The sequence below is a fragment of the Rhodoferax ferrireducens genome (genome assembly GCF_049302455.1).
GTDB lineage: Bacteria > Pseudomonadota > Gammaproteobacteria > Burkholderiales > Burkholderiaceae_C > Rhodoferax > Rhodoferax ferrireducens_B.
In genome coordinates this window covers 1-18,941 of record NZ_JBAQMD010000042.1, presented here as the reverse complement: position 1 = coordinate 18,941, position 18,941 = coordinate 1, and the positions used below count along the sequence as shown (strand labels likewise).

Below are 18,941 nucleotides of genomic sequence, written 5' to 3'. Positions count from 1 at the left end.
ACGCGCTTTTGCTTGTCGACAAAACAACATCTTCTATGAATGATCAATCCGAACCGAGTAGCAGCGAGGCCCTGCTAGGGCAACGCATACGGGCCCAGCGCAGCCAGCTTGGCTGGACCTTGGAGCAGACCAGTCAGGCGACCGGCTTGGCGCGATCCACGCTGTCCAAAATTGAGAACGGCCTGATGTCGCCCACCTATGACGCGTTGATCAAACTGGCCGCGGGTTTACAAATCGACATCAGCGAGTTGTTTGAGCCGAACAAAAATATTTCAGGCAGTGGACGACGCAGCATCACGCGCAAGGGTTCCGGTCAGAGTCACCATACGCCTTACTACGACCACACATTGCTGTGCAATGACATGTCGAACAAAGACATGATTCCATTCAAGACCCGAATCCTGGCACGCTCGTTTGACGATTTTGAAGACTGGAGCCGTCATACGGGGGAAGAGTTTGTTTATGTGCTGGCCGGTGACGTGGAACTTTTCACCGAGTTTTACGAGCCCGTGTATCTGGGGCCGGGCGACTCCTGGTACATCGACAGCCGCATGGGGCACCGCGTGATCAGCGTCAGTGCAGAGGATGCAGAAGTTTTGTGGGTCAGCACCACCCACCCACGCACGACGAAAAAAATATGACTTTGACGGCACAGACTTTTTCTTCACATGACACACCCGTCATGCAGTTCATTCCCAAAGACGAGGTGGCTCGCCTGACGCCCTACGGCGCGCTGATTCAATCTCTCGCCAAGGGCTTGCGCGAGCCTATTGAGTCGCCGCCGCGCAGCCATTTCAATCCCAACCACGATGCCAGCACGGTCCTGATCATGCCCGCCTGGAGACCCAAGCGCATGATGGGCACCAAGATCGTCTCCATCTGGCCTGAAAACAATGCCAGGGGCAAGCCCGCCGTATCTGCCGTTTATGTGCTGACCTCGTGTGAAGACGGCACAACGCTGGCTGTCATCGATGGCACCGAATTGACACTGCGCCGCACCGCAGCGGCTGCCGCACTGGCGGCCCAGCTGCTGGCTCGACCCGGCAGTACCAGACTCGCGGTGCTGGGCACTGGTGCACTTTCCGCGCACATGGCGATGGCGCACCACAGCGTGTTTGAGTTGTCTGAAACCGTCATATGGGGTCGCCAACTCGACAAGGCCCAGGCCGTTGTTGATGAACTGGCCAAGGTGGGTATTGCGGCACGTGCGACGACAAATCTGGAAAACACGCTGGCCGCCACCGACATCGTGGCTGCAGTCACGACGGCGACCGCACCGTTCATCCGAAGCGAGTGGGTCAAACCCGGCACGCACCTGGGTTTGATCGGCGCATTCACTGCCAACATGGCCGAAGCAGAACCTCAGCTTCTGCTCGGAGTCAGGCTCTTTGCCGACACCCGTGAAGGTGTACTGCAAAAAGGCGGTGAGGTCTTGCAGGCCTTGCGTGCTGGCCTGATTTCCGAGGCAGATGTGCGCGGGGAACTGACTGAGCTGCTGGCATCTTCACCCCGAATGACTGGACGCAGTTCAGATCAAGAGATCACGGTCTATAAGTCCGTGGGTTTTGCCGCGCTCGACTTGATCGCGGCAGAGCATGTGTTGCAGGGTTTCACACCGCTGCTTGCCCATGCGCCGATGGCTTACCCCGCAACAAGGTCAGTGCCAACAGGGCAGAAGCCACTATCAAGAACAGACTCACCGCGTTGAGCACCGGCGTTGCACCTTCGCGCATGCGTCCATACATCATCACGGTCAAGGGCGCGTCCGACCCCACCAGCATGAGCGTGGTGTTGAAGTTCTCGAACGACATCAAAAAAGAAATAGCGGCCGCGCCAATCAGCGCGGGTTGCAGATAGGGCAGGGTGATGGTGGCAAACACCGCGGCGCGTGAGGCGCCCAGGTTGTAGGCGGCCTCTTCCAGCGTGACATCAAAGCGCTTGAGCCGCGCCGTGATGGTCAGCGTGGCAATGGACACGATGTACGAGAACTGCCCCAGCACCACCAGCGGCAGGCCGGGTCGCAAAAAGTCCAGCTCCAGCGCCCACAGGTCATCGGCCAGATTGGCGATCCGGCTGGCAAACGCCAGGATCGAGATGCCCAGAATCACGCCCGGAATCACCAGCGGCGCCAGCATCAACAAGGACAAAGCCTGTTTGCCGCGAAACTGCGTGCGCTCGATCAGAAACGCGTTGGCCGTGCCGACCAATACCGAGAGCACGGTCACCCAGCACGCCACCACCACACTGGTCCACAGGCTGCCCAGCATGGCGCTGTCGGCAAACAAGCCACGGCGCGCCGTATCGGCACCACCCAAAAACCAGTCCAGCGTGAAGCCGCGCCACGGCGGCGCCGGGTAGGCTGCGTCGTTGAAGGCGAATACCGCCACGACCACCAGCGGCAGAAACAAGAAGGCAAAGAACAGCAGCCCGTAGACCACGGTGCTGGCGCGCAACCAAAGCGGGCGGGGCAGGGAGGCGATCATGATCGTTGCATCACTTCACCAAATTTCTGACCGCTTAAGCGCAAGCCGGCCCACACAATGGCGGTTGATAAACCCAGCAGCAAGAAGCCAAAGGCGGCTCCCTGTTCCCAGTTGAAGCGGGTGATGAACTGGGTGTATATCTGCTCGGTGAACCACTGCGAGTTTTTGCCACCTAGCAGCGTCGGTGTCAGGTAGTTGCCCAGGGTCAGCATGAACACCACAATGCAGCCCGCCACAATACCGGGCGCGGCGTGGGGAATCACAATCTGGCGCAGGATCGACCAGCCGTTGCCGCCCAGGTCGTAGGCGGCTTCGATCAGCGAGTCGTCCAGGCTTTCGAGCGCGCTGATCAGCGGGATCACCATGAACAGCATGGAGGTGTAGACCAGCCCGACCAAGATGGTGGAGTCGTGGTAGAGCATCTCGATCGGCGCGGGTGTCAGGCCCAGCCACACCAGCAACTGCGGCAGCACGCCGGATTCGCGCAGCAAAATCATCCAGCCTAGCGTGCGCACCGTTTCACTGACCCAAAACGGAATCAGGCACAGGATGAACAGCATCGACTTGTTGCGACCGCGCGCCAGCTTGGCAATGGTCCAGGCAATCGGGAACGCCATGATCAAAGTGACAGCCGTCGCCAAAATTGACATCAGCGCGGTGCGCACAAAAGTGTGCCAGTAGAGCGGCTCTTCAATGAAGGTGCGGTACTGCGCCAGGCTGGCCTCGTAGACGCGTGGTGCCACCCGTGCGCGCAGCGACAAGATACCCAGCTCGACGTGCGGCAACACAATCAGCCCCAGCAGCCACAACAGCGCCGGCGCCAACAGTAGCATGAGCATCAGCCGAGCGTACGGCATGGTGCTGCGGGTCGATTCAGTTGGCATGGACGCTCACCGCTGGCCTACGCCGATCTTTCGGCTTGGGTCGGGGCAAAGCACACGGCTCGCTGCGGGTCAAATCCGAAGTGCACGCGCTCACCCACCGCCAGGTCGGCGAACTGACCGGTCTGGGGCAAGGCGATACGAAATTCCGTGTGCGAGTTCTCTTCATGCAACAGCACCGCTGAGTTGGCACCGTCAAACAGCAGGCTGGCTACGCGGGCGCTGAAAAAAGGCAAGCCGGCATCGGCCAGCGTCACGCTTTGGCGCGCCAGACGGGCCACTTCGGGACGCACAAAGGCCTCAACCGCATCACCCAGCTGGACCTTGCCCATGGCCCGTGCGGGAACCACCATGCCATCGGCACTGGTGACGGTCACCATGTTGCCGTTCACGCCCGATGCACGGCCTGCAATGCGGTTGTTGGCACCCACAAAGCCCGCCACAAACGGCGTCTGCGGTTCGTAGTAAAGCTGCTGCGGCGTGCCCACCTGCTCAAAGCGCCCATGGTTCATCACCGCCACATGGTCTGACAGCACCAGCGCTTCAGATTGGTCGTGTGTGATGTACACAAAGGTGGTGCCAAAGGCTGCTTGCAACTGCTTGAGCTCAATCTTCATGTGCTCGCGCAGTTTCAAGTCCAGCGCACCCAGGGGTTCGTCCAGCAGCAAGAGCGTGGGCTCCAGCACCAGGCTGCGGGCAATCGCCACCCGCTGCTTTTGCCCGCCAGACAACTGATCAACGCGTTTATCTTGCGCGCCGGGCAGGCTGACGCGCTCCAGCATGTCACCCACACGGCGCTTGATCTCGTCCTTGGCCACGCCGCGGCGCGCCAGGCCGTAGCCCACGTTGTCGCCCACGTTCATCATCGGGAACAGCGCCAGGTGCTGAAACACCATGTTGACCGGGCGCCGATTGGGCGGCACGCCGTTCATGGCCTGGCCGCCAATCTGAATAGCACCGGAGTCGGGGCTCAAAAAGCCCGCGATCATGCGCAACAGCGTGGTTTTGCCGCAGCCTGAAGGCCCCAGGATAGAGAAGAAACTGCCGCGCGCCACTTCGAGAGACAAGTCATCCACGGCATGGAACGCGCCGTAGTGCTTGGTCACATGGGTGGCCTGCAGGTCAGGCTGCGCCGCACCAGAAGCGGTGGGCGCAGCAGATACGTCAGAACTCAATGCAAGCCAGGCTCAATTGGCCGCCTTGATGCGGTCCAGCACCCGGCCTTCAATCTCTTCAATGCCAGCGGGCACCGCCGGGTACCACTTGACATTTTTCAACGCTGCTTCAGGGAAGCTGGCGGCAAACTGGGCTTTCAGCTTGGCGTCCATCAACTGATCCGCGCCCTGGGAGGCGGTGAAATTACCCGCCGACTTGGCCACCCGTGCCGCAATCTCGGGGCGCAGGTTGAAGTTGATCCAGGCGTAAGCGGCGGCATCGTTCTTGCCTTTGGCCGGAATGGCAAAGGTGTCGATCCAGCCGAGGGCGCCGGACTTGGGCGCGATGAACTGGATTTCAGCCTTCTCGCCATTGAGCTTCCAGCCGCCCGTGTCCCACATCATGGCGCCGACGATTTCACCCGTGCGCATGCCGTTGAGCAACTGGTCTTTGTTGTCCCAGAAAAATTTCAGGTTGCCTTTGCAGGCAATCATGGTTTTGCCCACGTCGTCCATCAGCGCGCCGTAGGCTTTGGGGTTGCTGTAGAGCGCAAACGGGTCTTTGCCAGAGGCAAAAGCAAACGCCAGCAGGGTCGGGCGTTTCAGGCGCACGGCAGTTTTGCCTTTGACATCGGCACGACACAAATCCGGATAGTCGGCCATCTTGGTGAGACTGGTGTTGACCACCAGGCCGTCGGTGCCCCAGATATGCGGCAGACCATAGACCTTGCCGCCCAGCGTGGTGTTCTTCTTGGTCGCTTCCAGCATGGACGGGATGAACAGCTCGGCTTTGAGCTTGCTCAGGTCCATCGACTTGTAAATGCCAAATTCCTGTTGCGGCCCGGTGATGCGGTCTTGCGACGGCTGCGCCAGATCAAAGCCCGCACCGCCGGTGGCGCGCAGCTTGGAGATCATTTCTTCGTTGTTGGACAGGGTCAATTCGACCTTGTAGCCACTCTCTTTTTCAAACTGCGCCACCACGTCGGCCGGCGCATAGTCAGCCCAGGTTAGCAAGCGCAGGGTTTTTTCCTGGGCCAGGGCCGTTGTGCCCAGGCCGAGCGCGAGGGCGCTGGTGGCGAGAAAAGCGTGGATAACTTTCATAGGGATTTCCTTCCTAATTAAGGGATGACAACATTCAATTTGGACGATGACGCCCAAAAGTCTACCAAGCATACGGCGGTTAAATGACATTTTGGTGTCGGTGCCGTGACGAAGATATGGTACTTTCCCTGTATGAGCTTCTGGATCGATACCCATTGCCACCTGGATGCACAAGAGTCCAGGCCTCTGGCCCAGGCAGTGCGGGCGCGAGCTGCTATTAATAACGTAGCTCATTGTGTGTTGCCCGCCGTCGAGCCTGGCAACTTTGATGTCGTGCGGGAGCTGGCACACACAACCGGTGACAGCTATGCACTGGGCATTCACCCTTTGTGTGTCCAGCCGGCGCTGGACGATCATCTGAGCCGCCTGGACGCCACGTTGATGCAGCACCGGGATGACCCGCGCCTGGTGGCCGTCGGTGAAATAGGGCTGGATTTCTTTGTGCCGGAGTTGTGTGTCAGCCCACTGCGCGAGCGCCAGGAATATTTTTTTCTGTCGCAGCTCAAGTTAGCTCAAAAGTACGACTTGCCGGTGATTTTGCATACACGCCGCTCGGTGGACCGCGTGCTCAAAGGCTTGCGCGAGGTCGCAGGCAGCACAGGGCAGTGGCATGGCATTGCCCACGCCTTCAATGGCAGTGAGCAGCAGGCCCGCGCCTTCATGGCACTGGGCTTCAAGCTCGGCTTTGGCGGTGCATTGACTTATGAACGCGCGCTGCAGTTGCGACGCCTGGCGACCAGCCTGCCCCTGGACGCCATCGTGATGGAAACTGACGCACCCGACATGCCGCCGCACTGGTTGTACAAAACGGCTGAGCAGCGCGCCGCGGGTGCAGCGCAGGGTCGCAACGAGCCCGGCGAGTTGCCGCGCATTGGGGCCGAGTTGGCGGCGCTACGCGGCATCAGTGCTGACGAACTGGCTGAGGCCACGACGCACAACGCGCTGGCGGCACTGCCGCGGCTGCGCGCCTTACTACCGCCTTGATTGCCGACAGTCGCTAACCGGGTGGATTGATTTTTCGCAAGCTGGCCGAGGCTGACAGGTCGCAAACTGACTACTGTAGCCGTTGATAACAGCTTTCAGAATCTTGCCTCACCAGGACATCGCATGACCACCTCATTGCTCGAGCACGCGGAGTATGCCCCCCTTTTTCACAGCTGTGAGGTTATTCAGGGTCGGGACAACGCCCTGATGCAGCGCGTCTTTGAACTGCGTTTTCAGGTCTATTGTCTGGAACGCGGTTTTTTGCCTGCCGCCAATTACCCGGACGGCTGCGAGATAGACGAATACGACGCCGGCTCGGCGCATTTCTGCGCGTTCAATTTGCGCCGTGAATTGGTGGGCTACGTGCGCCTGGTGCCGCCTGACCTGACTAAGTCCTTTCCGTTTCAAAGTCATTGCAGTGCTTTGCTGGAGGGTGCCGCGCTGGCGCCGCCCGCGCAGGCGGCCGAGATTAGCCGACTGATGGTGCGCTACGACTACCGGCGCCGGCGGGGCGATGTGCTGGAGGGTGTCACTGTCAAGGAAGACCATGCGACGGTCGCACATGAACTGCGCGACCATTCGCCCCAAATTCTCTTGAGTTTGTACCGTCAGATGTACGCCTTCAGCCTCGTCCACGGAATTCACTACTGGTACGCGGCCATGGAGCGACCCCTGGCCCGCGCCTTGAACCAGATGAATTTTGCCTTTCGGCAGATCGGGCCAGCAAGCGACTATTACGGCATGGTGGCACCTTACCTCGGCGCTCTGCGTGAGCTGGAGACTCATCTGAGCAAGAGAGATCCGGCGCTGATGGACTGGATGCAAAGGCCGGAAACTGCCGACGACTGATCTCGGGTGTTTGATCCGGATTGCGTGACTATCCGGGGCGGCTATTTCCAAGGACTCCAAAGACAAAAAAAACTGCCTGGCTTCAACCAGGCAGTTTTTTGGGGGTAGCTTTGAAGCTTATTTCTTGTTGTCGCGGCGACGGATCACACCAAATGCAGCCAGTGCGAGGCCGAACAAAGCCAGGCTGCCAGGCTCAGGGATCGCGTTACTTTGAACCGGGTCATTGATCAGTCCGAGGAAACACTGGTCCGGCAGGGAATTGGTCGGGCACGCTCCTCCACTCGCCGCAAAGTTGGGCTTCAGTGTGAAGTTTCCGTCGAAATCCGCAAAAAGACCACCTGGCAGCGCAAAGCCATTGCTATTCCATTGGGCCTTGGCGGACCCGCTGGTGGCATCAGCAAAGAACGTACCCGCACCCGTTGTTGGAAGCGTATTGGCGTTTGCATTCTGGAACAGCGTCGCGTCTCTTTCATCAATGCCCACAGTCGAGAGATCATCAACAGCGACCTTGCCCGGCACCAGTTCAAGTCCCAAATACAGGCTGGCGCCCGCGGCGTTGGTCAGACCATTGAAAGCATTGAAGGCGGTACGATCATCAGGATCCTTCAGGAGAATGCCTGAGATAGGAGATGACATGCGATAGATGTCCAGATGAATCTTTCCATCGCAACCCAGACCACCGGTACAACCCACGTTGTAAATATTGAAGCCTGAGACCACCGGGACGACCGAGAGGTCGGCCATGCCGTAGAGCATGAAGTAGAGGTAATCACCGCCCAGTCCACTGGCCCAAGCAGCATCACCGTTGGAATTAACGATGGTGGTGACTTCACCGATGCCCCACGTTGATTCTTTGATGGTGGTGGGGGTGTTAGCACCGTACTGCACCGGGCTGTACTCACTGGTCGTGCCCTGAACTTTCCAGTTGAGGGGGCCCGCCAAAGTATCCAGCGGGGCGGCTGTTGCTGCCAGCGACGCCACCGCAGTCATTGCAGCGACGGCCAGCGCTTTGATATGCATCTTCATCTTGAACTCCTTAAAAGTAACAGTACCAGAAAGCGGCCGCTGTTAAATTTAATAAAGCACATACCGTGCCCGTCTTCAATGAGTTCTTATTTTTTATTTGAAATCAAGTAGTTAGATGATAGATAAGGCATTTCGCTGCGTGACCCGGTCAGGTAGTTGTAAAAATATTCGACAGAGAGACAGCTTGGCAAGGACCCCAAATTCGCTTTGGCGGTCTCAAGCTGGCTGGCTTGTCGATACATCCACTATTTGGGTCTGATAGCTCCTGAAGCTGTGGAGGACCAACTTGGGAGCCGAGGGTATGGGATTGCCCGCCAGCAAGTCGTGCATCATGGACATGGCCATGGCGCCGATCGCAAAGCTGCCTACGGCGACTTGCGAGGCCGGGCAGGGCTTGCCATCCTTCATCATGGTGAGTACCTTGCTGACCTGCTCGACGACCTCGGCATCGAGATGTGGTGCAAGGCGTTGTATGAACGACGCGAAAACGTCGGCGTAGCTCGGGACAGCACCACCCGCGCTCACACCCGCGATGTCCGGGGCCAGGATGTCGGTCAATGTCACGCTGGATCCCGCCGGGAAATACCAGACCAATGCGCCAAAGCCCACGCTCAAGGCTGTAAAAATGTGTGCCTTGTGTTTCTTCGCACTGTCGTGCAAGCGCAGGATCGCTGGCAAGTCAAGGAAATCAACCGTATCAAAAACGATATCTGCTTTGCCAACAATCTCTTGCGTGTTGTCTGCATCCAGATAGGCCTCAATGGCCTCTACCTTGGCCTGTGGGTTGATTCTCAGGATCTTGTCTTTCAGCGCCGCGACCTTGGGCTTGCCAATATCAGCAAAGTCGTAGAACTGGCGATTCAGGTTGTGCGCGTCGACCACATCGCCGTCCACCAGCACAAAATTTTCGAAGCCCATGCGTGCTGCACAAACTGCAGGGCTGCTGCCAATTCCGCAGCCAGCGATCAGTAGCCTGGTCTTTCTTATCTTTGCCTGCGTCTCGGCCGTGATGTAGCCGCTATTTCGGGTGACTGATGTTTCGTAATCAAAAGCGTTTTTCATTTGTCAAATCTCCCATGTCAAAGAAAACCAGTACTTTCTCGCTTTACCAAGCGCGGATGCGACCGCTCGTATGCGGACGAACCTGTAACGAATCTGTGACGAAATCGGCTTCGATGTGCCACTTCATATTTAAAAAAACAGTTGGGATAGTGCGCCACTCGAAACAGTCTGTAAACCCTGCCCGCATTTTAGGCAATCAGGCTTACGATGAGCGCGAATCAAATCCTGTTACTGACACGCGACGCCATGAAAACACATCGTTTTGAGACTAAAGACTATCGATTTGGAAGACTTGATCACCCCACACGAGACCTTGACGTTGCGGCGCGCTTGATGAAACCATCTATCGGCGCCATGCATTGGGATCAGCGTGGCCTGCGCGTCCAGGACCGTGCTTTTAGAAGCGCCATGGAACTCAGGTACCAGGTCTATTGCGTGGAGTGCAGTTACCTCTCTCCCGACGACTACCCGGACGGTGTGGAGACCGACGAACACGACGACGCTGCCAAACATTTTTATGCCTTTGACTCGCAGGATGAGTTGGTGGGTTATGTTCGCCTGGTTCGCCCGGATGCTGACCAGCGGTTCCCGTTTCAAAGTCACTGCATCACCTCGGCCGATGGCGTCAAATTTCCCGCACCAGGGCGCGCCGCTGAGATTAGCCGGCTCATGTTGCGCTGTGACTATCGGCGCCAGCGCAGTACCCGGCTCGCAGCCGTGGCGGCGGGGCAGGCGTGCGCAGTGGCCCCTGGTGTGAGGCGCGATGACGCCTCGAAAGTTCTGCTGACGCTCTATCGCCAGATGTACGCCTACAGCCGCGCCAATGACATCAGCCACTGGTACGCCGCCATGGAGCGCCCGCTGGCGCGCTCGCTGATGCGCATGAATATCGCCTTCAGGGCCATTGGCCCTCAGACTGATTACTATGGACCCGTGGCGCCTTACCTCGCCAGTCTGCAAGAGGTGGAAGCGCAAGTAGAAGCGCGTGATCCAGGCCTGTTTGCCTGGCTTCAGCAGGCTGAGCGGCGCAACGTAAAACCAGCATTTGTTAATTGAACGAAACTCGCTCAGGTGTGCAATACCAGTCAACAAATGTTCTAGCCGTCACACGGCCCGACGAGCCCATTGAATCCCCATCTCCCGGACTGATGGTCAAAGACCAGCAGAGCGCTGCCATCTCGCCTCAAACGCCACGGCTGTTCGGCTTGCCACCCCTCGTCTCCGGGAACACCCGGCTGTTGATACTGGGCAGCTTTCCCAGCGTGGCCTCGCTCGCGCAGCAGCAGTATTACGCCCACCCGCAAAACCAGTTTTGGCGAATTCTGCAAGCTATTTTCCCTTCTAGCCCCCGTGGAATAAGCGCAGCTAGCTATGAAGAACGTAGCGCCTGGTTGCTGGCGCAGGGTCTTGGTATTTGGGATGTTTATGCCTCCTGCGAGCGCGCCGGTAGCCTGGACACGGCCATTCGCCAGCCACAGGTCAACGATTTCAGCGGCCTCAGGCTTCGTTGTCCGCAACTTCAGCTGATTGCCCACAACGGCGGCGAGAGCTTTCGGCACGCCAAATACACCGCCACCTTGGGCCTGCCGGTGCGCAAGTTGCCCTCAACCAGCCCGGCCAATGCCAGCTGGAGTTTTGAGCGCAAGCTCGCGGCCTGGCGCGAGGCGGTGGCGGCGGCCGGGCTGCTCTGAACGCCCGTGCGGGCGCAGGGCGGCGGGCGCTCTCAATGGTTCGGCACAGCGTTTGGGGATAATCGCCCCATCTTGAAAAAACGCACACACACCCTCCCCGAAGTAAATTTCTCTGACGACGGCCCGGTCCGTCACCTGCATCTTGGCACCGAATGGATTCAGGGCTCGATGTACCTGGACGAGCCCAACGCGCTGGTGCATGAGTACATCCAGCGCATGATGGCCTGGCTGCTGTTTGTGGAGCCCGATTCGGTCAAAGACCGCCAGGCGGTGCAACTGGGCTTGGGCGCGGGGTCCCTCACCAAGTTCTGCCACAAAGTGCTGCGCATGAAAACAACCGCTATTGAGCTTAACCCGCAGGTGCTTGTCGCCTGCCGGGGCTGGTTCAAGCTACCGGCTGAAAACGCCCGCCTGCAGGTGGTGCTGGCGGACGCCGCGCAAGAAATGCAGAACCCCAAGTGGTGGGGCACGGTGGACGCACTGCAGGTCGATCTGTATGACCATGAGGCTGCGGCACCGGTGCTCGACAGCCTGCCGTTTTATAACGACTGTCGGCGTATGTTGACACCGCAGGGTTGCATGACGGTGAATCTGTTCGGCCGTGCTTCCAGCTTTGCCCGCAGTGTCGAAAAAATATCGGCCGCTTTTGGCAAGGAAGCTGTTTGGGCCTTCAAACCCACGCGTGAGGGCAACACGGTGGTGCTGGCGCAGAGGACGCCAAGCCGCCCCAAGCGCGAGGTGTTGATGGCGCGCGCTGACGTGATCGAAGCGCAGTGGGGTTTGCCCGCCACCAAGTGGGTGCGCGTGTTCAAGCCGATGCTGACATGAACAGCGCCGCGGCATCCAGAACCCGCCACCCGGCCCATGCCGGCCCGCTGGATTGGCGCAGCCTGGTGCTCTGGTTGCACGGCGACGGTGTCATCAACACCGAAGAATCGCAGCGCATCAACGCGCGCTGCGCCCAGGCCGAGAGTGTGCAGCACCCCCTGGTGCGCCTGGCCAGTGTGTCGGTGCGTCGTGCCAGTGATGGCAAGCCGCTGGACATTGAACTGCTGACCCAGTGGCTGGCCGGGCGCGCCGGCTTGGACTATTTGCGCATCGACCCGCTCAAGGTCGATGTGGGCAAAGTGGCTGACACCATGAGTGCGGCCTATGCCGAACGCCACAAGATATTGCCGGTGCAAGTTACCCCGAGTGAAATTGTGGTGGCCACCGCCGAGCCCTTTCTGACGGATTGGGTGAGTGAGGTGGAGCGGCAGTCGCGCCGCAGCGTGCGCCGGGTGGTGGCCAGTCCGCAGGATATTCACCGTTACACCGCAGAATTTTTTGCGCTTGCCAAGTCGGTGCGTGCCGCCAACAAGGCCGGTGGCAACGCCGGGGGTGCCAGTTTTGAGCAGTTGGTGGAACTGGGCAAGACCAACAAACAGCTTGATGCCAATGACCAGAGTGTCGTGCAGGTGGTGGACTGGCTCTGGCAATACGCGTTTGACCAGCGCGCCAGCGACATTCACCTGGAGCCGCGGCGCGAACAAGGCGTGATCCGCTTTCGCATTGACGGTGTGTTGCACCCGGTGTACCAGATGCCAATGGGCGTGCTCACCGCCATGACGGCGCGCATCAAGCTGCTCGGCCGCATGGACGTGGTGGAACGCCGCCGCCCACAAGACGGCCGCATCAAGACTCGCAATCCGCGCGGCGATGAAATCGAGATGCGGATTTCGACGCTGCCCACCGCTTTTGGCGAGAAGATGGTGATGCGGATCTTCGACCCGGACACCACCGTCAAGGACCTCGATGCCCTGGGTTTCTCAGTCCACGATGCGCAGCGCTGGGAGGCGCTGGTCAAGCGGCCGAACGGCATCATTCTGGTCACCGGACCCACCGGCTCGGGCAAGACCACGACCCTGTATTCGACCCTGAAACGGATCGCCACGGAGGAGGTGAACGTCAGCACGGTGGAAGACCCGATCGAAATGATTGAGCCTTCGTTCAACCAGACCCAGGTGCAGACGCAGCTCGATTTTGGTTTTCCGGAAGGTCTGCGCGCCCTCATGCGGCAAGATCCCGACATCATCATGGTGGGTGAAATCCGCGACAGCCAAACCGCCGAGATGGCGGTGCAGGCCGCGCTCACCGGCCATCTGGTGTTCTCCACCCTGCACACCAACGACGCGCCGTCAGCGGTGACGCGCTTGATGGAGCTGGGTGTGCCGTCCTACCTGATCACTGCCACGCTGCTGGGCGTGCTGGCGCAACGCCTGGTGCGCACCTTGTGCCCGCACTGCAAGGTGCCCGACCCGGCCGCCACGCGCGAGGCGCTGGCCGGGGTGGTCAAGCCGTGGCAGATCAGCGGCGGCTACAAGCCGTTCAAGCCGGTCGGCTGTGTCGATTGCCGCATGACCGGCTTCATGGGCCGCATGGGCCTGTATGAGTTGCTGGTCGTCGGTGAAGCCTTCAAGGAAAAAATAACCCGGGAGCCCAACGCCGATGCACTCAAGCGCCAGGCCGTGCTTGACGGCATGCGCCCGCTGCGGCTGGCCGGTGCCTTGCGTGTGGCCGAAGGCTTGACGGTGCTGGAAGAAGTCCTCTCAAGCACGCCACCTTTAACCTGATTCTGACCTGAGGCAGCAGCTCTGCCGTCAGGCATTCGTGTGTGAAGCTATTTCAAGGTAATTTGTGATGAAAGTTAAGAGTCAGCAAGACTTTTTCTCTGGTCTCCTGTTCACGGTGGTGGGCATTGCTTTTGCCTGGGGGGCTACTGATTACAAGATCGGCGATAGCGCCCGCATGGGGCCGGGCTATTTCCCCTTGCTGCTGGGGGTGTTGCTGGCGCTGCTGGGGGCTGTGATGACATTCAAGGCCCTGGTGATTGAAACGCAAGATGGTGAAAAAGTGGGCCGCTTTGCCTGGCGGCCGCTGGTGTTCATCATCGCGGCCAATCTGGTGTTCGGTGTTGCGCTGGGCGGCTTGCCGAGCCTGAAAGTGCCGGCGCTGGGCTTGATGGTGGGCATTTACGCGCTGACCTTGATGGCCTGTCTGGCGGGTGACCGCTTCAAGGCCAAAGAAGCTGCCGTGCTGGCCACGGTGCTGGCTGTGCTGAGCTACCTGGCCTTTGTGCTGTTGCTCAAACTGCAGTTTGTGGTGTGGCCCGCGTTGACGGTTGGATCGTGATGGAGTTAATCAACCACCTGTCGCTGGGTTTCGGTGTCGCCTTCACACCAATCAACCTCACGTATGCCTTTGTCGGCTGTCTGCTGGGCACCTTGATTGGTGTGCTGCCGGGCATTGGGCCGCTGGCCACCATCGCCATGTTGTTGCCCGCCACCTACGGGCTACCCCCGGTGTCGGCGCTGATCATGCTGGCCGGCATTTACTACGGGGCCCAGTATGGCGGCTCCACCACGGCCATTCTGGTCAACCTGCCGGGTGAGGCGTCGTCGGTGGTCACGGTGATTGACGGCTACCAGATGGCGCGCCGGGGCCGCGCCGGCCCGGCATTGGCGGCGGCGGGACTGGGCTCGTTTTTTGCCGGCTGTGTCGGCACGCTGGTGCTCGCCGCCTTTGCCGTCCCCTTGACCGAGCTCGCCTTTATGTTTGGCGCGGCCGAATATTTTTCATTGATGGTGCTGGGGCTGATTGGCGCGGTGGTGCTGGCCTCGGGCTCCCTGCTCAAGGCCTTTGGCATGATTTTGCTGGGTTTGCTGCTGGGCATGATAGGCACCGATGTCAACTCGGGGGTGGCGCGTTTCAGTTTTGACATTCCGGAGCTGACCGACGGCATCGGTTTTATCGTGATTGCCATGGGCCTGTTTGGCTATGGCGAGATCATCAGCAACCTGGGCAAACATGAGAGCGAGCGTGAAGTATTCATCGCCCGTGTACAGGGCTTGCTGCCAAGCCGGCAGGACTTCAAGCGCCTGGTGCCGGCGGTCTTGCGTGGCACGGCCCTGGGCTCGGTGTTGGGTATTTTGCCGGGCGGTGGCGCGGTGATGGCGGCGTTTGCGGCCTACACGATCGAGAAGAAAACCACCTTGCAGCCGGGTGAAGTGCCATTTGGCCAAGGCAATATCCGGGGCGTGGCTGCGCCGGAGTCGGCCAACAACGCGGCCTCGCAGACCTCCTTCATCCCCTTGCTGACCCTGGGTATTCCACCCAACGCGGTGATGGCGCTGATGGTGGGCGCCATGACCATCCACAACATCCAGCCCGGCCCGCAGGTGATGACCAGCAACCCGGAGCTGTTTTGGGGTTTGATTGCGTCCATGTGGATTGGCAATGCCATGTTGATTGTGTTGAACCTGCCCCTGATTGGCATCTGGATCAAGCTGCTGAGCGTGCCGTACCGCTGGCTGTTTCCGGCCATCGTGCTGTTTTGCGCGATCGGGGTTTATTCCACCAACAACAGCACCTGGGACGTGTGGATGGTGGGCCTGTTTGGGGTCATCGGCTATGTGTTCATCAAGCTCGACATGGAGCCGGCGCCGCTGCTGTTGGGTTTTATTCTGGGGCCGATGATGGAAGAAAACCTGCGCCGTGCGCTGTTGCTGTCGCGCGGCGACTGGAGCGTCTTGTTGACGCGTCCCCTGTCGGCGAGCCTGTTGGCGCTGGCGGCGCTGTTGCTGCTGACGGTGCTGCTGCCGTCGATCAAAAAGAAGCGCGAAGAAGCGTTTGTCGAGGCCTGAACTCAATCGCCGCAAGGAAGTCCCATGCCACTCAAAACCCATCTGCAACTGCGCTTGGCCCAGCACCCGCAACGCGCCGCCCTGCACAACGAGGTCCACGCCCGCCCGCCGCAGGCGCTGACTGCGCCCGTGGCGATCTCCCATGTGGTGATGCTGTGCGATGCGGCGCAGCGCGATGCCAGTCGCGCTCATGTGTCGACGCTCTTACGCGACCACCACCTGCCGCTGCCTGACCCGCAGTCCAGTCACTTCCGGATGGACCTCGGCCCGTTCCACATTCGCTGGGAGCTGCACACCGAGTTTGTCACCTGGACCTTCATGAGCCCGCTGCCCACCGCCCGTTTGGGCGAGATCGAGCCCGCGCTCGCCCTGGCCGCCGTGCCGCAAGACTGGTTGACGGGTTTGCCGGGACAGTGTTTGTGCAGCTTGCACCTGTGGGTGATTTCAAACCACACGCTGGGCACGTCGGCGCTGGTGAAACAGGTGCTGCTGGAAGATTCCTTGCTGGCCTCCAGCGTGGCCGGCGGTGGCGGTGAGGTCTACACCGACTTTGCCATGCATGCCGATGGCTTTTCGCGCATGGTGCTGCTGGCGGGCAATTTGTCGCCGCGCCGTTTGGGCCGTCTGGTGCAGCGCCTGCTGGAGATTGAAACCTACCGCATGGCGGCTTTGCTGGGCTTGCCCACGGCGCGCGAGGCGTCGGGCATGTTGTCCAGTGCCGAGCGTGAGCTGGCGGAACTCGCCAGCGCCATTCGCAGTGCCAGCCCCGAGGATGAGCCGCTGCTGCTGGACCGCCTGACCAAGCTGGCCGGGCAGGTGGAGAGCCAGCACGCGGCCACGCATTCGCGTTTTTCGGCCAGCGCTGCTTATTTTGAGCTGGTGGACAAACGCATCGGGGAAATCAACGAGTCGGCCTTACCCGGCATGCAGACCATCGGTGAATTCATGGACCGGCGCTTGAGCCCTGCACGCAGCACCTGCGAGTGGGCCACCCGACGCCAGGACGCGTTGTCGCAGCGGGTCTCGCGCATCAGCAATTTATTGCGCACGCGGGTCGAGATCGAACAGCAGCAAAGCAGTCAGGCCCTGCTGGCGACCATGAACCAGCGGCAAGACCTGCAACTCAAATTGCAGTCGACGGTGGAGGGGCTGTCGGTGGCCGCCATCACCTATTACATCGTCGGTCTGGTGAGTTACTTGGCCAAGGGTGCGAGCCAGCTGGGCTGGCCCTGGAGCGGCGAAAGCACGGCGGCGGCGGCGATTCCGGTGGTGGCGCTGGGCGTCTGGTGGTCGCTACGCCGCCTGCACCACAAGGTGTTCAAAAACTGAGCTGCACTGGCTCAGTGTGGTTTTCAAGAATATATATAAATAATGGCTGTAGCCCCCGTATCTATTGGACAAGTAGCTCCTAAAAAAGTAGCATTTGGATTGTCGCTGGCGGTGCTGGGTGCGATTGCGTTCAGCGGCAAGGCGATCATCGTCAAGCTGGCTTACCGCCATGGGGTGGACGCGGTCACGCTGATCATGTACCGCATGCTGTTTGCGCTGCCCATTTTTGCGTTGATGGCCTGGTGGGCCAGTCGCGGCAAGCCGGCGCCGACGCGCCAGGACTGGCGGGGTATTCTGGGCTTGGGGGTGACGGGCTACTACCTGGCCAGTTTTCTCGACTTTGCCGGTCTGGCCTATATCAGCGCCTCGCTGGAGCGCCTGATCCTGTACCTGAACCCGACGCTGGTGCTGCTGCTGGGCTTGCTGCTGTACCAGCGCCATATCCAGCGTGCGCAGGGCTGGGGCATGCTGATCAGCTATTGCGGGGTGCTGCTGGTGTTTGGCCACGAGATCCAATTCTTGGGCCGTGACGCGGCGCTGGGGGCCTTGCTGGTTTTTCTCAGTGCGGTCAGCTATGCCCTGTACATGACGTTCAGTGGCGAGTTGGTGCAGCGGCTGGGCTCCTTGCGCCTGGTCGGCTTGGCCACCACCGTGGCTTGCCTGTTGTGCATCGGCCAGTTTGTGCTGCTGCGGCCCTGGAGTGCCGCGCTGGTGGCGCCCGAGGTGATCTGGCTCTCCATCCTCAACGCCACGCTGTGCACGGCGGCGCCGGTGCTGATGGTGATGATGGCGATTGAGCGCATTGGTCCCGGTCTGGCGGCGCAGGCCGGCATGGTCGGCCCGATGTCCACCATTTTGATGGGTGTCGTGATTCTGGGCGAACCCTTCACAGTCTGGGTGGCGGCGGGCACGGTGCTCGTGGTGGCGGGGATATTTGTTTTCAGTCGCAGCGGGCGCCCGGCATCCGCGTAAAAAAATCCGCTGAACAGTCCAGTTCCAGACCTGGCAGCCATGGCGTGATTTCCTGATGCCGGGATTGCTTACCAGTTCGCCGCTCAGAAAAAATATTTACTTATCAGAACTTTGATCTGTGCGTAAAACTGCGTTGATTTACCCGCTCTGATCGAGGTGAATTTCCTATACTCGGGCCTCACAAACCGTGAGCGGTTTCCAGTCTGGCACGCCTGAGGCACCGGGCTTGGCACCGCGCCGATTGAGTTTGTAGAGCCTGCCTGTGTGTTTTGCGTGTTGTCAAAGCGCGACTCATCCATCCTGGGCGTTGAAATCAACTGACAAAAGATGGGACACACAGCAGGATGAACACCAACAAGGCCAAATACCCCGGCATCCCCAACGTCATCCACGGCAACGGCGCGGTCGCCTACGTCATGAACCATGTCTGCGGCGGTGTGATTGGTTACCCCATCACGCCTTCGACCGAGATTGCCGAGATTTACGAGGCCTTCCGGGCCGATGGCGGCATCAATGTCTGGGGCAAACACCCATTTTTCTTCGGCCCGGAGGGCGAGCATTCGGCGCAAAGCGGTGCGCTGGGGGCGGCGTTGACGGGCGGGCAGTTCATTTCCAATGCCTCGTCGAGCCAGGGCATTTTGTACGCGCTTGAATCGCATTACGTCACCGTGGGCAAAAAGGTCGGTGGCTTTGTGCTGCAGGTCGCCGCGCGCGTGGTGTCCAAACA

General features: G+C 59.9%; 19 protein-coding genes. 13 read left to right on the top strand and 6 right to left on the bottom strand.

Translation table 11 applies throughout. The features are described from left to right. Nucleotides 1–35 precede the first annotated feature (35 nt). Both WA157_RS08155 and WA157_RS08150 read left to right on the top strand, forming a co-directional pair. Nucleotides 36–641: a helix-turn-helix domain-containing protein gene (locus WA157_RS08155; protein WP_422620472.1), complete on the top strand. Its 606-nt coding sequence runs from the start codon at nt 36–38 to the stop codon at nt 639–641. A 41-nt stretch (nt 642–682) separates the two neighbouring features. After that, a complete protein-coding gene (locus WA157_RS08150; RefSeq protein WP_422620471.1) occupies nt 683–1,708 on the top strand; it encodes an ornithine cyclodeaminase family protein in 1,026 nt (341 codons plus the stop codon). Here WA157_RS08150 and WA157_RS08145 read toward each other — a convergent pair. From WA157_RS08145 to WA157_RS08130, 4 genes are read right to left on the bottom strand one after another with little or no spacing between them, the layout of a single operon-like run. Further along, complete coding sequence (locus WA157_RS08145; RefSeq protein ID WP_422620470.1) at nt 1,611–2,483, bottom strand: ABC transporter permease; 873 nt, start codon at nt 2,481–2,483, stop codon at nt 1,611–1,613. The two genes, WA157_RS08150 and WA157_RS08145, sit on opposite strands and share 98 nt — an antisense overlap. After that, on the bottom strand, nt 2,480–3,367 hold the full coding sequence (locus WA157_RS08140) for an ABC transporter permease (RefSeq protein WP_422620469.1): 888 nt from the start codon (nt 3,365–3,367) through the stop codon (nt 2,480–2,482). Before WA157_RS08140 ends, WA157_RS08145 begins: the two co-directional genes overlap by 4 nt. 17 nt (nt 3,368–3,384) lie before the next feature. Continuing rightward, complete coding sequence (locus WA157_RS08135; RefSeq protein WP_422620468.1) at nt 3,385–4,539, bottom strand: ABC transporter ATP-binding protein; 1,155 nt, start codon at nt 4,537–4,539, stop codon at nt 3,385–3,387. 12 nt (nt 4,540–4,551) lie between these two features. Next, complete coding sequence (locus WA157_RS08130; RefSeq protein ID WP_422620467.1) at nt 4,552–5,619, bottom strand: extracellular solute-binding protein; 1,068 nt, start codon at nt 5,617–5,619, stop codon at nt 4,552–4,554. Between the two features lie 132 nt (nt 5,620–5,751). Between WA157_RS08130 and WA157_RS08125 the strand changes: the two genes are divergently transcribed. Beyond that, nucleotides 5,752–6,603 (top strand): TatD family hydrolase, encoded by an 852-nt coding sequence (locus WA157_RS08125; protein ID WP_422620466.1) that lies wholly within the window; start codon nt 5,752–5,754, stop codon nt 6,601–6,603. A 123-nt stretch (nt 6,604–6,726) separates the two neighbouring features. Then, a complete protein-coding gene (locus WA157_RS08120; protein ID WP_422620465.1) occupies nt 6,727–7,452 on the top strand; it encodes a PEP-CTERM/exosortase system-associated acyltransferase in 726 nt (241 codons plus the stop codon). Nucleotides 7,453–7,569: 117 nt separating this feature from the next. On the opposite strand, the gene WA157_RS08115 is transcribed toward WA157_RS08120, so the two are convergent. Both WA157_RS08115 and WA157_RS08110 read right to left on the bottom strand, forming a co-directional pair. Continuing rightward, nucleotides 7,570–8,478: a PEP-CTERM sorting domain-containing protein gene (locus WA157_RS08115; protein WP_422620464.1), complete on the bottom strand. Its 909-nt coding sequence runs from the start codon at nt 8,476–8,478 to the stop codon at nt 7,570–7,572. Nucleotides 8,479–8,694: 216 nt separating this feature from the next. Further along, nucleotides 8,695–9,540 (bottom strand): ThiF family adenylyltransferase, encoded by an 846-nt coding sequence (locus WA157_RS08110; RefSeq protein WP_422620463.1) that lies wholly within the window; start codon nt 9,538–9,540, stop codon nt 8,695–8,697. A 333-nt stretch (nt 9,541–9,873) separates the two neighbouring features. Here WA157_RS08110 and WA157_RS08105 point away from each other — a divergent pair, with 333 nt between their 5' ends. From WA157_RS08105 to WA157_RS08065, 9 genes are all read left to right on the top strand, one after another. After that, on the top strand, nt 9,874–10,596 hold the full coding sequence (locus WA157_RS08105) for a PEP-CTERM/exosortase system-associated acyltransferase (RefSeq protein ID WP_422620462.1): 723 nt from the start codon (nt 9,874–9,876) through the stop codon (nt 10,594–10,596). A gap of 92 nt (nt 10,597–10,688) precedes the next feature. Then, nucleotides 10,689–11,231 (top strand): DNA-deoxyinosine glycosylase, encoded by a 543-nt coding sequence (locus WA157_RS08100; protein WP_422620486.1) that lies wholly within the window; start codon nt 10,689–10,691, stop codon nt 11,229–11,231. A 72-nt stretch (nt 11,232–11,303) separates the two neighbouring features. Continuing rightward, nucleotides 11,304–12,059, top strand: a complete 756-nt coding sequence (locus WA157_RS08095; protein WP_422620461.1) for a spermidine synthase — start codon at nt 11,304–11,306, stop codon at nt 12,057–12,059. Then, nucleotides 12,056–13,843, top strand: coding sequence for a GspE/PulE family protein (locus WA157_RS08090; RefSeq protein WP_422620460.1), 1,788 nt, complete (start codon nt 12,056–12,058; stop codon nt 13,841–13,843). The genes WA157_RS08095 and WA157_RS08090 overlap by 4 nt, the downstream gene beginning before the upstream one ends. 67 nt (nt 13,844–13,910) lie before the next feature. Further along, nucleotides 13,911–14,402, top strand: coding sequence for a tripartite tricarboxylate transporter TctB family protein (locus WA157_RS08085; RefSeq protein ID WP_422620459.1), 492 nt, complete (start codon nt 13,911–13,913; stop codon nt 14,400–14,402). Further along, nucleotides 14,402–15,913, top strand: a complete 1,512-nt coding sequence (locus tag WA157_RS08080) for a tripartite tricarboxylate transporter permease (protein ID WP_422620458.1) — start codon at nt 14,402–14,404, stop codon at nt 15,911–15,913. The genes WA157_RS08085 and WA157_RS08080 overlap by 1 nt, the downstream gene beginning before the upstream one ends. A 24-nt stretch (nt 15,914–15,937) precedes the next feature. Further along, nucleotides 15,938–17,242, top strand: coding sequence for a DUF3422 family protein (locus tag WA157_RS08075; RefSeq protein WP_422620457.1), 1,305 nt, complete (start codon nt 15,938–15,940; stop codon nt 17,240–17,242). 42 nt (nt 17,243–17,284) lie between these two features. After that, nucleotides 17,285–18,214 carry a DMT family transporter gene (locus WA157_RS08070; RefSeq protein ID WP_422620456.1) on the top strand — a complete coding sequence of 310 codons (930 nt, stop codon included), beginning with the start codon at nt 17,285–17,287 and terminating at the stop codon, nt 18,212–18,214. 344 nt (nt 18,215–18,558) lie between these two features. Beyond that, nucleotides 18,559–18,941: hypothetical protein (locus tag WA157_RS08065; protein ID WP_422620455.1), on the top strand; the 383-nt coding region annotated here is incomplete at its 3' end.

Bases quoted from the DNA above. Each gene is read 5' to 3' on its own strand.
- WA157_RS08155 (WP_422620472.1), top strand. From the start codon at position 36: ATGAATGATCAATCCGAACCGAGTAGCAGCGAGGCCCTGCTAGGGCAA.
- WA157_RS08150 (WP_422620471.1), top strand. From the start codon at position 683: ATGCAGTTCATTCCCAAAGACGAGGTGGCTCGCCTGACGCCCTACGGC.
- WA157_RS08145 (WP_422620470.1), bottom strand. From the start codon at position 2,483: ATGATCGCCTCCCTGCCCCGCCCGCTTTGGTTGCGCGCCAGCACCGTG.
- WA157_RS08140 (WP_422620469.1), bottom strand. From the start codon at position 3,367: ATGCCAACTGAATCGACCCGCAGCACCATGCCGTACGCTCGGCTGATG.
- WA157_RS08130 (WP_422620467.1), bottom strand. From the start codon at position 5,619: ATGAAAGTTATCCACGCTTTTCTCGCCACCAGCGCCCTCGCGCTCGGC.
- WA157_RS08125 (WP_422620466.1), top strand. From the start codon at position 5,752: ATGAGCTTCTGGATCGATACCCATTGCCACCTGGATGCACAAGAGTCC.
- WA157_RS08120 (WP_422620465.1), top strand. From the start codon at position 6,727: ATGACCACCTCATTGCTCGAGCACGCGGAGTATGCCCCCCTTTTTCAC.
- WA157_RS08115 (WP_422620464.1), bottom strand. From the start codon at position 8,478: ATGAAGATGCATATCAAAGCGCTGGCCGTCGCTGCAATGACTGCGGTG.
- WA157_RS08110 (WP_422620463.1), bottom strand. From the start codon at position 9,540: ATGAAAAACGCTTTTGATTACGAAACATCAGTCACCCGAAATAGCGGC.
- WA157_RS08105 (WP_422620462.1), top strand. From the start codon at position 9,874: ATGAAACCATCTATCGGCGCCATGCATTGGGATCAGCGTGGCCTGCGC.
- WA157_RS08100 (WP_422620486.1), top strand. From the start codon at position 10,689: ATGGTCAAAGACCAGCAGAGCGCTGCCATCTCGCCTCAAACGCCACGG.
- WA157_RS08090 (WP_422620460.1), top strand. From the start codon at position 12,056: ATGAACAGCGCCGCGGCATCCAGAACCCGCCACCCGGCCCATGCCGGC.
- WA157_RS08085 (WP_422620459.1), top strand. From the start codon at position 13,911: ATGAAAGTTAAGAGTCAGCAAGACTTTTTCTCTGGTCTCCTGTTCACG.
- WA157_RS08080 (WP_422620458.1), top strand. From the start codon at position 14,402: ATGGAGTTAATCAACCACCTGTCGCTGGGTTTCGGTGTCGCCTTCACA.
- WA157_RS08075 (WP_422620457.1), top strand. From the start codon at position 15,938: ATGCCACTCAAAACCCATCTGCAACTGCGCTTGGCCCAGCACCCGCAA.
- WA157_RS08070 (WP_422620456.1), top strand. From the start codon at position 17,285: ATGGCTGTAGCCCCCGTATCTATTGGACAAGTAGCTCCTAAAAAAGTA.